This is a genomic window from Maribacter orientalis (assembly GCF_900109345.1).
Classification (GTDB): Bacteria; Bacteroidota; Bacteroidia; order Flavobacteriales; family Flavobacteriaceae; genus Maribacter; species Maribacter orientalis.
The window spans coordinates 224,395-237,993 of record NZ_FNZN01000005.1 but is presented as its reverse complement, the minus strand read 5'-3'; the positions used below and the strand labels follow the sequence as shown (position 1 = coordinate 237,993).

General features: G+C 35.1%; 10 protein-coding genes. 1 reads left to right on the top strand and 9 read right to left on the bottom strand.

Annotation, left to right across the window (positions count from 1 at the left end; translation table 11 throughout):
- Positions 1-34: 34 nt before the first annotated feature.
- Positions 35-1,090: a 3-isopropylmalate dehydrogenase gene (leuB, locus tag BMY56_RS13035; protein WP_091624969.1), complete on the top strand. Its 1,056-nt coding sequence runs from the start codon at positions 35-37 to the stop codon at positions 1,088-1,090.
- 94 nt (positions 1,091-1,184) lie between these two features.
- On the opposite strand, the gene BMY56_RS13030 is transcribed toward leuB, so the two are convergent.
- The 9 genes from BMY56_RS13030 to ilvD all read right to left on the bottom strand — a co-directional run bounded on the left by BMY56_RS13030 (position 1,185) and on the right by ilvD (position 13,380).
- Entirely contained in the window at positions 1,185-2,453 is a 1,269-nt protein-coding gene (locus BMY56_RS13030) for a serine hydrolase domain-containing protein (RefSeq protein ID WP_245737218.1), read from the bottom strand.
- Positions 2,454-2,657: 204 nt separating this feature from the next.
- Positions 2,658-3,857 carry an MFS transporter gene (locus BMY56_RS13025; RefSeq protein ID WP_091624963.1) on the bottom strand — a complete coding sequence of 400 codons (1,200 nt, stop codon included), beginning with the start codon at positions 3,855-3,857 and terminating at the stop codon, positions 2,658-2,660.
- Positions 3,858-4,083: 226 nt separating this feature from the next.
- Positions 4,084-5,670, bottom strand: coding sequence for an NADP-dependent glyceraldehyde-3-phosphate dehydrogenase (locus BMY56_RS13020; RefSeq protein ID WP_091624960.1), 1,587 nt, complete (start codon positions 5,668-5,670; stop codon positions 4,084-4,086).
- Positions 5,671-5,758: 88 nt separating this feature from the next.
- Positions 5,759-7,024 carry a threonine ammonia-lyase gene (gene ilvA, locus BMY56_RS13015; protein ID WP_091624958.1) on the bottom strand — a complete coding sequence of 422 codons (1,266 nt, stop codon included), beginning with the start codon at positions 7,022-7,024 and terminating at the stop codon, positions 5,759-5,761.
- 170 nt (positions 7,025-7,194) lie between these two features.
- Entirely contained in the window at positions 7,195-8,670 is a 1,476-nt protein-coding gene (gene ilvC / locus BMY56_RS13010) for a ketol-acid reductoisomerase (RefSeq protein ID WP_091624955.1), read from the bottom strand.
- Between the two features lie 39 nt (positions 8,671-8,709).
- Positions 8,710-9,228, bottom strand: coding sequence for an acetolactate synthase small subunit (gene ilvN / locus BMY56_RS13005; RefSeq protein WP_091624953.1), 519 nt, complete (start codon positions 9,226-9,228; stop codon positions 8,710-8,712).
- A gap of 61 nt (positions 9,229-9,289) precedes the next feature.
- A complete protein-coding gene (locus tag BMY56_RS13000; RefSeq protein ID WP_091624950.1) occupies positions 9,290-9,868 on the bottom strand; it encodes an O-methyltransferase in 579 nt (192 codons plus the stop codon).
- An 8-nt stretch (positions 9,869-9,876) separates the two neighbouring features.
- Positions 9,877-11,610: a biosynthetic-type acetolactate synthase large subunit gene (ilvB, locus tag BMY56_RS12995; RefSeq protein ID WP_091624948.1), complete on the bottom strand. Its 1,734-nt coding sequence runs from the start codon at positions 11,608-11,610 to the stop codon at positions 9,877-9,879.
- A 93-nt stretch (positions 11,611-11,703) separates the two neighbouring features.
- On the bottom strand, positions 11,704-13,380 hold the full coding sequence (gene ilvD / locus BMY56_RS12990) for a dihydroxy-acid dehydratase (RefSeq protein WP_091624945.1): 1,677 nt from the start codon (positions 13,378-13,380) through the stop codon (positions 11,704-11,706).
- Positions 13,381-13,599: the final 219 nt, after the last annotated feature.

Sequence of the window (13,599 nt, the reverse complement as noted above, 5' to 3'; positions counted from 1 at the left end):
TGACAAGATAAAAAGCAACATACAAATACACAGAATGAAATTAAATATTGCCTTATTGGCCGGTGATGGTATCGGTCCAGAAGTTATTGATCAAGCAGTAAAGGTATGTGATGCCATTGCGAAAAAACACAACCATGACATCAATTGGAAACCTGCCCTTACGGGTGCAGCAGCCATTGATGCCGTTGGTGAGCCTTATCCTGATGAAACACATGAAATTTGTGCCAATGCAGATGCTGTTCTTTTCGGTGCCATTGGACACCCACGCTTTGACAATGACCCTTCGGCGAAAGTACGTCCTGAGCAAGGATTATTAAAGATGAGACAAAAATTAGGTTTGTTCGCTAATGTACGTCCAACCTTCACTTTTCCTTCTCTCATCGATAAATCCCCTTTAAAAAGAGATAGAATTGAAGGTACCGATTTAATCATCTTGAGAGAATTAACGGGCGGAATCTATTTTGGTGAACGTGGTAGAAAAGATGGGGGAAATACGGCATTTGACACCATGACTTACCAACGTTTTGAAATTGAACGTTTAGCCAAAAAAGGTTTCGACATGGCAATGAAACGTTCTAAAAAGTTATGTTGTGTAGATAAGGCCAACGTTCTAGAATCTTCTAGATTATGGAGAGAAACAGTTCAGGCGATGGAAAAAGATTATCCAGAAGTTGAAGTTACTTATGAGTTTATCGATGCAGTAGCCATGCGATTAATTCAATGGCCAAAAGGGTATGACGTAATTATTACGGCAAATCTATTTGGAGATATCTTAACAGATGAAGCTTCTGTAATTGCAGGTTCTATGGGCTTAATGCCTTCTTCTTCAGTAGGTAGTAAAGTTTCATTATATGAGCCAATTCATGGTTCTTACCCACAAGCAGCTGGTAAGGATATTGCAAATCCTTTAGCTACCGTTCTTTCAGCGGCCATGCTATTTGAAGATATGAACATGACACAAGAGGCTGAGGAAATAAGGAGAGTTGTGAATAAATCATTAGCAGAAGGGTATGTTACCGAAGATCTTGCTGATGGTGGTAAAAGTTATAAAACTAGTGAAGTTGGCGATTGGTTGGCCAGCAACATCTAATAAATACATTTGAAATAAAAAGTCCCTTTAATCATATGATTAAAGGGACTTTTTTTATGAGTTAAATTCTTGTTATTGAATTTCTTTCAAATTATTATAAGCTTCCTTGTGTTGATATATCTTGTTCGTAAATACTTTTAACGATTGCATGAATATCTGGTATAACAGTCCTTGCTAATTTCGAATTGCCGTTCAACAATACACAAATACCTAAATCTGAGTCTGGATATAATGCAATTTCGTTTCTAAAATTATTTACACTACCACCATGATGCCAAATAGTTTCTTCTGCCGACTTTTCATTCTCCTTTAATGTGTGAATACGCCATCCAAATCCATAGGAAGAAGTAACGTGACCTAGCCATCTCTGATAATACTTACTGTGTCCGTTTAAAGCAATATATGGTTTAAAAACCTGTTCGACAGCTTCCTTAGCCATTACTTCTGGATTGTGTCCTAGTAAAAAACGCATCCATTTTGCCATATCTAGCGAACTGGCATTTATACCACCTGCTGCAATAGCATTATAGTATTTATCCGTTAAAGATAGAGCACTCCAATGACCCCTACTTTTGGTATGTGGCAAAGCAACATTATCAGAATTAATCAATGTTTGATGGTCCATAGATACCGATTTCATATTCAATGGCTTAAAAAACTTATCAGCCAACAAAGTTTGAATATCCTTACCAGTAGCTTTCAGCATAATTTCTTGACTTAATGAAAACATGGCATTCTGGTAACTATATTGAAGCCCAGGTTCTGCAATTGGTTGAACTTCATCAAAACGACCGGCAATTTTGGACATCGATAATCCAGCTTCCACCAGGTTGGTGAAACTGTGATATGGAGTACCAGAAGTATGAGATAAAAGATGGGCTATCTCAACTCTATCTGTATTAATTTTATTTCCAAACTTAAAATTTGGAATGAATTCAACGACTTTATCATTCCAATGAATTATACCTTCACTTTCAAGATTGGCCGCTAGTACACCTGTAAACCCTTTCGATATTGAACCTAACCTAAAAAGCGTTTCTCCATCAACCTTTTCAACTCCCTTTACACTTCTTTTTCCAAATCCATTAGAAAGTATAACGGAATCACCGCTAACTATACTTACCCCTGCACCTACTATATCACCTGATTTAATCGCTTTATCAAAATATATTGTTAATGCCGCTTTCAACGCTTGTTGACGTATGGTATATATTTTTATTTCTCTTTTTTCTGCTAAAGTTTTAACAGGATTTGAATTTGAAATAATTGCCTTTGAATGTTCAGGTTTAAATGACGAAGCTGTGAGGACAAATAGTAAAAGAACTAATACTATAGTTCCTAGGAATAATTTAGTACGTTGCACGATTAAGTAGGTTTAGGTTCTTTAATAACGCGTTAAAATACATTTAAGTGCGATGAAATACCCAAATTACAAAATTTAATACGAAAATCGATTACTTTTTAGAAAGTAAAAAGAATCAGAAATAAGCCTTTACTTTAAATTGTGAGCAAAAAAAAGGAACTTGTTTACCAAGTTCCTTTTCTATTTTTAAAAGAAAATTGTTGTCTAACAGTTAATAGCCATTTTTCTATACTTTATTTCTCTTCGCCTTCTGTAAATTAAAATTCCGACCGCTATAATTACTCCAATAAATGCCAAGCAAGCTCCTACCAAACTAGAATAAATTATTCCATATCCAAATGCTATGGGTAATCCGGCTAAATAAGCTCCTGAGGCATTACCCATATTAAAAGCACTTTGATTCATTGATGAACCTAACATTTCAGAACCTTTAGATGTGTTAATTATTGCCATTTGAATAGGAGTAGAAACAGTAAAAGATATGACACCAATTATAAAAGTCATTCCCATTAATAAATAAGGATTAGTAGCGATAAACATATTCAATATTAAAATCGCCGACATGAACGATAGACTAATTATTACCGCTTTTAAAGGAGAAAACAAGTCTGCCATTTTCGCACCTAAAAAGTTTCCAACTACCATACCTAAGCCAGCCAACATCATAGCGTAACCAACATAATGATTAGGCAAACCTGCCACATCTGTTATTAACGGTGCAACATAGCTATACCAAGCAAAGAAACCACCAGTACCTATTGTCGTTAAGGCAATCAACGCCCAAAGTTCGGTATTCTTCAAGCCTTTTGTGACACTAACTTTTTTTTCTGATGCTTCAATTTCAATTTTCGGCATCCACATATAAATACTACCTAAAGCCAATAATCCTATAAAGCCAACTAGGTAAAAAGATACACTCCAACTAAATTGTTGACCTAAATAAGTTCCTATCGGTACTCCAATAACATTGGCTATCGTTAATCCTGAAAACATAATTGCAATACCTTGAGCAGATTTTCCCTTCCTTGCTAATTTTGTAGCAACTACAGCGCCAATACCAAAAAATGCACCATGTGGTATTCCTGATAAAAACCGTAGAAAAAGGAGACTTTTATAACCAGACGCTAAACCAGATAACGTATTAAAAACAGTAAACCAAATCATTAGCAAAAACAGCATTTTCTTGGGAGTAAGTTTAGAGCCCAACCCAGTTAATAATGGAGCCCCAACTACTACACCTAATGCATACGCCGCAATAAAATGTCCAGCTTGAGGAATGGTAATTCCCAAAGAGCCAGACACTTCTGTCAATATTCCCATAATTACAAACTCGGTAAGACCGATTCCAAAACCTCCGACAGCTAAAGCAAACAATGCTTTTTTGTTTGATGGATTTATTTTCATAACCAAATTATTTAAGTCTTCCTAGTTTCATTTTAAACTACGAAGTATATTCAAAGTACAAAGTTAATTTGAAGTCTCTGTATAAATTTCAACGTTATTAACTACATTGTATTCAATTTTACCCTTTTTACTAAAAAAAAATAAAAATTAGGTTAAAAAAGAATATTGTTAATATAAAAAGCATCGAAATATAATTTCGATGCTTTTTAAGAAAGTTCAAATTTCGTTATAAAATATAATCTGTACTAACAAAATTAGAGAGTTTTGCTTCTAATAAATGTTGAATAATTTCAGTATTCAATTCATTATCCTTAAAAGCTACAAAAGTTCTGATAGAGAAAGAACGTAAGGCATCATGAACACTTAAGGTAGCTTGTGCTGAATCTTTTCTTCCAGTAAACGGATAGACATCAGGACCTCTTTGACATGAGCTATTTAAATTCACACGACAAACCAAGTTAACCAAGGTGTCAATTAATGGCGAAAGTGCATATACATCCTTACCAAATAAACTTACTTGCTGACCATAATTACTTTCGGCCATATCATCTAAAGGTTCTTCAATATCAGTAAAAGGCACTATAGGTATTATTGGTCCGAATTGTTCTTCTTGGTACACCCGCATATCTTTAGTCACCGGATACAAAACTGCTGGCCATATGAAGTTATCGAATCGTTTACCACCTTTTTTGTTTAAAATTTTCGCGCCTTTTGCAAGTGCATCATCAATAAGCTCTTGAATATATTCTGGTTTTCCTGGTTCAGGTAACGGTGTTAACTTAACACCATCATCCCACGGGTTACCAAATTTCAACTCATCGACTTTTTTTGCGAAGCTTTCATTAAACTTCGACCTTATATCTTCATGAACGTATACCACTTTTAAAGCTGTACAACGTTGACCGTTAAAGGATAAGGTACCCGCTAAACATTCATTAATTGTCAAATCTAAGTCTGCATCAGGTAAAATAATCGCCGGATTTTTAGCTTCTAAACCTAAAACCAAACGCAAACGATTACTCTTTGGATGTTGCTCTTGTAAGGCATTAGCAGATTTACTATTACCAATTAATGCCAGAACATCCACTTTTCCTGTTTGCATAATAGGAGCAGCAACTGTTCTTCCTCTTCCAAAAATAACATTGACCACACCTTTTGGAAAACTAGTTTGAAAAGCTTCTAGTAAAGGTGTAATTAATAGCACACCATGTTTCGCTGGCTTAAATATGGTAGTATTACCCATAATAATAGCAGGAATCAAAAGTGCAAATGTTTCATTCAAAGGATAATTATATGGCCCTAAACATAAAACAACACCTAATGGCCCTCGTTTAATATGCGCATATACTCCGTCGTGCTTCTTAAACTTTGCTGCATCACGATCTAGTTGCTTATAGTCTTCAATAGTATCTTCGATATATTCAACTGTACGATCAAATTCTTTTTGAGAATCGGGTAATGATTTTCCAATCTCCCACATTAATAATTTTACAACTTCTTCTCGTTTAGTTTTCATTTTTAAAACGAAAACTTCCATGCATTCAATACGGTCTTTAACATGCATCGTTGGCCAAACACCTTGGCCACGTTTATAAGCCTTTAAAGCCCCGTTTAAAGCGTCTAATGCTTCTGCCTCTTGCAGATCTGGAATACTACCCAATAATGTTGGCTTATACTCACTGGTTGAAGAAATAGTTGAATAAACATCTGTTGTTTCCCCTTTCCACTCCCTTAATTCACCATCAACTAAATAATGTCTTTGATCTATAGTTGATGTAATTTTATATTCTTCTGGTATTTTAATATCGCTCATTATTTTCTTCTATTTAATATCGAATTGATGACTTATTGATTGATTTCTAAATCTTCATAGAAATTTAACCGTATTACTTAAATATAACTTAAACCAAATATTCAAACAAATCAGGTTTGTCATTTATATAATCCCCATAGAAATTGTTAGTTTTCATACGTTCTATTAATGGTTGTAAATCTTCAGGAGATTTAAGTTCAATCCCTACCACTGCCGGAGCATTTTCCCTGCTCGATTTTTTCGAATATTCAAAATGTGTAATATCATCGGTTGGTCCCAAAATATCAACAACAAATTCTTTTAGTGCACCGGGTCGTTGGGGAAATCTTATAATGAAATAGTGTTTAAGCTTACCATACAATAAAGCTCTCTCTTTTATTTCTGCAGTTCTAGTAATATCATTATTACTACCACCAATAATACACACCACATTTTTTCCCTTTATTTCATCTTTATAGTCATCCAAAGCTGCAATAGTTAAAGCCCCTGCAGGCTCAACAACGATAGCATCTCTATTATAAAGATCAAGAATCGTTTGGCAGACCTTACCCTCATCGACAGTTATCATATTGTCTAAATAATAACTACAAATAGGAAATGTCAATTCACCCACTTTTTTAACAGCGGCCCCATCAATAAACTTATCGATATGCTCGAGAGTTACAACTTTACCTAATTCCATAGATGTTTTCATAGAAGGAGCACCTTTAGGCTCTACACCAATAATTTTGGTCTTTGGTGACAATTCACTAAAAACACTTATAAGTCCTGATGCTAAACCACCACCACCAATACACACAAAAAGATAATCGATGGGCGCCTTGGTTTGTTGTATTAACTCAAGTCCAACAGTAGCTTGACCTTCTATTATTTTAGGGTCATCGAATGGATGTACAAATATTTTTCCAGTCTCATGACCGTATTTGCGAGCAGCTTGTGATGCATCATCGAATGAATCGCCTTCCAAAACTATTTCTACCCACTCATCACCGAATAATTTCGTTTGTTCAACTTTTTGCTTTGGTGTAACCGAAGGCATATAGATAGTACCTTTTATCTTTAAGTGAAAACATGCGAAAGCTACGCCCTGGGCATGATTCCCAGCACTTGCACAAATAACACCCTTAGCCCTTTCTTCTTTAGAAAGTGAGCTTATTTTATTAAATGCTCCTCTAATTTTATAAGAACGAACCCTTTGTAAATCTTCTCGCTTTAAACGAACCTGGCATTCATATTGTTTTGAAAGCCTAATACTTTCTGTTAAAGGGGTAATCTCTGAAATTTCAGAAATAATCTTTGCTGCATTTCTTACATCATCTAATTTTGGAAAATAAGTTGGCTTCTTCCCTTTCATATATTTGCTCTTTCTACTAAACGCTATTGTAAATAAATCGACGACTACCTCAAAAACTTAAATTGTCCGCTTAAGAACTATTCGATCAATACTACAATTCAAGAATGATTTGTAACTTTTCGAAAGTACCCAACCGGACAATTAGAATGACTTCGTAAGATTAAAAAAATCTAAACTATAGGTTTCATAGCAGTCATTGATTCACGTAAACGTGCACCAACGATTTCTACCGGATGCTCACGTAATGCTTTATTAACAGCAATTAATTTAGCATTATCAACGCCATTGTCCATTGCTTCAGAGAAGTTTGTACCGATGACATCTGTGTCTATATTTTTCATAAAACCTGTCAAAAGAGGTTTACATGCGTGATCAAAAAGATAACAACCATATTCAGCTGTATCAGAAATAACACGGTTCATTTCGAACAATTTCTTACGAGCGATTGTATTTGCTATTAATGGAGTTTCGTGCAACGATTCGTAATATGCAGATTCAGCTATAATACCCGATTCTGTCATTGCTTCAAAAGCTAATTCTACACCAGCTCTTACCATTGCAATCATTAATACCCCATTGTCATAAAATTCTTGCTCAGTAATTTCTTGATTACCTGCAGGTGTTTTTTCAAAAGCAGTTTCTCCTGTTGCAGCTCTCCATGTTAAAAGATTTTTATCATCATTAGCCCAATCTTCCATCATTGTTTTAGAAAAATGACCTGTCATAATATCATCCATATGTTTTTGAAACAACGGACGCATAATTTCTTTTAATTCTTCTGATAATTCAAATGCTTTTATTTTAGCAGGATTTGAAAGACGATCCATCATATGCGTGATACCACCATACTTCATTCCCTCAGTGATTGTTTCCCATCCGTATTGAATCAATTTCGACGCGTAGCCAGCATCTATCCCTTTTTCAATCATCTTATCAAAACAAAGAATAGAACCTGTTTGTAACAAACCACAAAGTATCGTTTGCTCACCCATTAAATCTGACTTTACTTCTGCAACGAATGAAGATTCTAATACACCCGCTTTATGACCGCCTGTACCAGCTGCATATGCTTTAGCTTGCTCTAATCCTTTTCCTTCCGGATCATTCTCTGGATGCACCGCGATTAATGTTGGTACACCAAAACCTCTTTTATATTCTTCACGTACTTCTGAACCTGGACTTTTTGGAGCTACCATAATTACTGTCAGATCTTTACGAACTTGAGTACCTTCCTCAACGATATTAAAACCATGTGAATAAGATAGTGTAGCACCTTTTTTCATTAACGGCATAACAGCACCAACAACAGCTGTATGTTGTTTATCTGGTGTTAAATTGATTACCACATCTGCACTAGGAATCAATTCTTGGTATGTACCTACCATAAAACCGTTTTCTGTAGCATTAATAAAAGATTGTCTTTTTTCTTTTATCGCAGCATCACGAAGTGTATAAGCGATATCTAAACCAGAATCTCTCATATTCAACCCTTGGTTAAGTCCTTGTGCACCACAACCTACGATAACAATTTTTTTGCCTTTTAAAGCGTTTACACCATCTGCAAACTCAGACGAATCCATAAATCGGCATTTCCCCAGTTGCGTTAATTTATCTCTTAATGATAGTGTATTAAAATAATTGGCCATTTTATATTTACTTTATTAATTATTTAATTGATTCGTTTTTTAAAATTCTTTAAGTATTGCAGAAATTTCCATTACATCTTTAGTTACAGAAATTCGCCCAGAACGTACAAATTGCATAATACCATAAGGTTTCAATTGATCATGCATTTCATCAACTTCATTTCTTCTTCCGCTTTTAGCGATGACAAAGAAATCTCTTGAAACAGTCACAATTTGAGCATTATTATCTTTTATAATATTCTGAATCTGACGTTCATCGAAAAGCAGACCAGATGCTATCTTGAACAAAGCAGATTCTTGATAAATCGTTTCATCATCAGTATGATAAAATGCTTTAATCACTTCAATTTGCTTTTCAATTTGACCTACTATGTTATGTACCCATTTTTCTGTAGTATTTACTACAATAGTAAATTTAGATACATCGTCTATTTCTGACTTAGAGACATTTAAACTCTCTATATTAATATGTCTCTTTAAAAATATTCCTGAAATCCTATTCAGTAATCCAACATTGTTTTCTGAATATACCGATATTGTAAACCATTTATTTTCCATAAGCCATTTTCCTTTTCTTTTATGCAAAAGAATTTTATGGGATCGTTTTATTAATTTTTTATTATTTCTTTACTGCCAAGATCAAACCAGTTGACCAATTCATTTTGGTTAACTGAAAATCATTACGTTTCTCTAAATACGCTGTTAATTCAATAACATTATCTTCATGTCCCTCGGGCCAGTTAGGTTGCATTGTCATATCATCTATGATGTAAAACCCACCAACCCTTACTAAATCTAATACTTCATCAATTTCACTATATTTTCCTGGCCATGCATCTGCAAAAATTAAATCAAATTTTTCACCAGCATATTCCTCTATCCATTGAGTACCATCCTTACAAATCAATTCGATCCTACCATCATTTCCAAAATAAGTTTCAGCAATGTCTGTCAACTCTTTGTCATTATCTACTGAAATTAAATAAGAATTGTTATCCATGCCTTCAATCATCCACGAAAGACTTAAACCTATGCCAGTCCCTATTTCCAAGAACCTTCCGTTAGGTTTCGAAGTGATAAGTGTTTTAAGAAAACTACCAACATATAAATCAGATGGCATCTTAAATCCAATTTCTTCAGATTTACGAACTATCTCCGAGTGTAATTTTGGAATATCTTGTATGCTGGCGTCGTTCATAATTTTGGTTATTTCAGTCTAATTTCAGAAACCGAAGCACCAGAAGGAATCATTGGGAAAACGTTATCTTCTTGTTCAACTTTGACTTCTAAAAAATAAGGTTCTTTCGAAGCAATCATTTCTTGAATAGTCGATTTTAAATCTTTACGTTCAGAAATTCGTTTTGCCTCAATACTATATCCTTCGGCAATTTTTACGAAATCTGGATTCACCATTACTGTTGATGCATATCTTTTCTCAAAAAAAAGCTCTTGCCATTGACGTACCATTCCTAAGTGATCATTGTTCAAAACAACAATTTTAACAGGAACTTTATGCTGAAAAATAACCCCTAACTCTTGAATGGTCATTTGATAACCTCCATCACCAATAATAGCAACCACTTCCCTATCCATGGCACCCATTTTAGCACCTATAGCTGCTGGAAGCGCAAAACCCATTGTTCCTAACCCGCCAGACGTTATATTACTTTTTGTCTGGGAAAATTTAGCATATCTACAAGCAATCATTTGATGCTGACCTACATCAGAAACAATAACTGCATTATTATTTGAAGCTAAATTAATTTCCTCAATTACCTCTCCCATGGTCAAACCAGGTTTGGTTGGGTGAATATCATCGTTGATTATCGTATCAAATTCTATCTGATATTTTTCTTTGAAAATATTATGCCAAGCCTCGTGCTTATTTTCTTTAATAAGTGGAAGAAGTAAACCCAAAGTTTCTTTAGAATTACCCAACACCGCTACATCAGCATGTACGTTTTTATTGATTTCAGCTGGGTCTATCTCAAAATGAATCACTTTTGCTTGTGTAGCATAATCTGTCAACCTGCCTGTTACACGATCATCAAAACGCATACCTATAGCCAACAAAACATCGCATTCGTTGGTCATTAAATTAGGCGCATAATTACCATGCATTCCTACCATACCAACATTTAAAGGATGATCTGAATCTAAAGCAGAAACACCCATAATAGTCCATGCAGCAGGTATACCAGCTTTTTCAACCAATTGTTTAAGCTCATTTTCAGCTTGACCAAGTATTACACCTTGACCCCAAACGATAAATGGTTTTTTAGCATTATTGATTAAATCTGCTGCAGCCTCAATGGCACTCATATCTGGTTTTGGCACCGGCTTATAACTTCGTACACCCGTACATTTCTTATACGAAAACTCAAATTTTTCAATTTGGGCATTCTTGGTAATATCTATTAAAACCGGACCTGGTCTTCCTGACTTGGCAATATAAAATGCCTTCGCCATTATCTCAGGAATTTCAGAAGCTTCGGTAATTTGATAATTCCATTTTGTCACCGGAGTTGAAATGCCAATAATATCAGTTTCCTGAAAAGCATCAGTGCCCAATAACTCTCTTGTAACTTGCCCCGTAATACAAACCATTGGGGTAGAATCAATTTGCGCATCGGCAAGACCTGTCACTAAATTGGTTGCTCCAGGACCAGAAGTTGCAATTGCAACACCTACTTTACCTGAAACACGCGCGTACCCTTGAGCTGCGTGTGTTGCACCCTGTTCATGTCTTGTTAGTATATGCGTTAATTTATCTTGAAATTTATATAATTCATCATACACAGGCATAATAGCACCACCTGGGTACCCGTACATTGTTTCGACACCTTCTGCCAACAAACAATGAATTAATGCCTCCGCTCCAGAAATCTGTAAAGCTTTCTTAGCATCTATATTTGTTTTTTTCTCTTTTACTGTTTCCATAATTAATGTTCAAATTCAAATAATGCATTAAAACCTACAACTACCAACATTATATTGCATCTAGTACTCAATTAAAAGTATGTTACTTACTATCTAAAATTCATCTGTAACACAGCCTTGTGAAGCCGATGATACCGTTCTAGCGTATTTATATAAACTACCTCTTTTCACTTTTAACTCCGGTTGAACCCAAGCTTTTCGTCTTGCCGTTATTTCATCATCTGTTAGATTTACTGAAATCTCATTTTTCTCTGCATCGATAGTAATAATATCACCATCTTTTAACAATCCGATAGTTCCACCATCTTGAGCTTCTGGAGATACATGCCCTACAACAAAGCCGTGTGTACCACCTGAGAAACGACCATCTGTTATTAAAGCCACATCCTTACCTAGTCCGGCACCCATAATAGCTGCAGTTGGCTTCAACATTTCTGGCATACCAGGTCCGCCTTTTGGCCCTTCATAGCGAATAACAACTACATCACCTTTTTTAACTTCTCCTTTACCAATACCTGCATTGGCAAAAAATTCGTCATTATATACTTTTGCCGGTCCAGAAAAATACAAGCCTTCCTTACCTGTAATTTTCGCAACTGAACCTTCAGTCGCCAAGTTTCCGTACAGAATTCTTAAATGGCCAGTAGCCTTAATTGGATTACTTAAAGGTCTTATTACTTGTTGATGCTCTAGTAAACCAGGAACATCAGCTAAATTCTCAGCTATTGTTTTACCAGTTACAGTTAAACAATCACCATGTAACATTCCGTTTTCAAGCATAAATTTCATTACGGCAGGTACGCCACCTACACGGTGAACATCTTCCATAAGAAATTTACCACTAGGCTTTAAATCAGCCAAAAAAGGTGTTGTATCACTTATTTTTTGAAAATCATCTAATGTAAACTCAATATCCGCCGCTTTCGCTATTGCCAAAAAGTGCAGAACTGCATTTGTGGAACCACCTAATAAGGTTAACAAACGAACCGCATTTTCAAATGATTTACGAGTTATAATATCACTAGGCTTTATATCTTTTTCCAATAAGTTTTTTAAGGCCCTACCAGATTCTATAGCATCATTTTGCTTATCTTTTCCTATTGCAGGATTTGAAGAATTGTAAGGCATGGCCATACCCAATGCTTCAATAGCCGAGGCCATAGTATTAGCAGTATACATACCACCACAAGCACCAGCACCCGGGCATGCATTTTGGATTACACCTTTGTAATCCTCTTCATTCATGGTACCCGCTACCTTCTCACCCCATGCCTCAAAAGCAGAAACAACATCTAACTTTTTATCCTTATAACATCCAGAAGCAATAGTACCGCCATAAACTAATACAGAAGGTCTATTCAATCGTATCATAGCCATTAGAGCACCTGGCATATTTTTATCACAACCAACTACGGTAACTAAACCGTCATAGTTCATTGCTTGAACAACAGTTTCCATAGAATCGGCAATGATATCTCTAGAAGGTAAAGAATAACGCATGCCATAAGTACCCATAGAAATACCGTCACTAACACCTATAGTATTGAAAACAAGGCCAACTAAACCACTCTCATTTACACCAACCTTAACCTCTTGTGCCAAATCATTTAAGTGCATGTTACAAGGGTTACCTTCAAAACCTGTACTACCAATACCAATTAATGGTTTTTTTAAATCATCTTCGGTTAAACCTATCGCATATAACATTGCCTGAGCTGCCGGTTGCGTTGGATCCTGGGTTACATTTTTACTATGTTTATTCAATTCCATAATATAATTCTAGTATGCTTATCTTATTTACTCAATCCTATTAAACCAAAGATAAAAGTTTATAAAAATTTCAAATTTTAACAATAATTGACAGTACAAATTCATTTCATCTAAAAATCAATTAAATATCTGATTTTCAGTTTCTTATACTGCTATTATATACCATATTCAATACTTCAAAACTATTATGATTATTATTTTTAAAATAAAAAAACCTGT

Coding starts and splice junctions, on each gene's coding strand:
- ilvD (WP_091624945.1), bottom strand. CDS start 13,380: ATGGAATTGAATAAACATAGTAAAAATGTAACCCAGGATCCAACGCAA.
- ilvN (WP_091624953.1), bottom strand. CDS start 9,228: ATGGAAAATAAATGGTTTACAATATCGGTATATTCAGAAAACAATGTT.
- leuB (WP_091624969.1), top strand. CDS start 35: ATGAAATTAAATATTGCCTTATTGGCCGGTGATGGTATCGGTCCAGAA.
- BMY56_RS13000 (WP_091624950.1), bottom strand. CDS start 9,868: ATGAACGACGCCAGCATACAAGATATTCCAAAATTACACTCGGAGATA.
- ilvA (WP_091624958.1), bottom strand. CDS start 7,024: ATGAAAGGGAAGAAGCCAACTTATTTTCCAAAATTAGATGATGTAAGA.
- BMY56_RS13020 (WP_091624960.1), bottom strand. CDS start 5,670: ATGAGCGATATTAAAATACCAGAAGAATATAAAATTACATCAACTATA.
- ilvC (WP_091624955.1), bottom strand. CDS start 8,670: ATGGCCAATTATTTTAATACACTATCATTAAGAGATAAATTAACGCAA.
- BMY56_RS13025 (WP_091624963.1), bottom strand. CDS start 3,857: ATGAAAATAAATCCATCAAACAAAAAAGCATTGTTTGCTTTAGCTGTC.
- ilvB (WP_091624948.1), bottom strand. CDS start 11,610: ATGGAAACAGTAAAAGAGAAAAAAACAAATATAGATGCTAAGAAAGCT.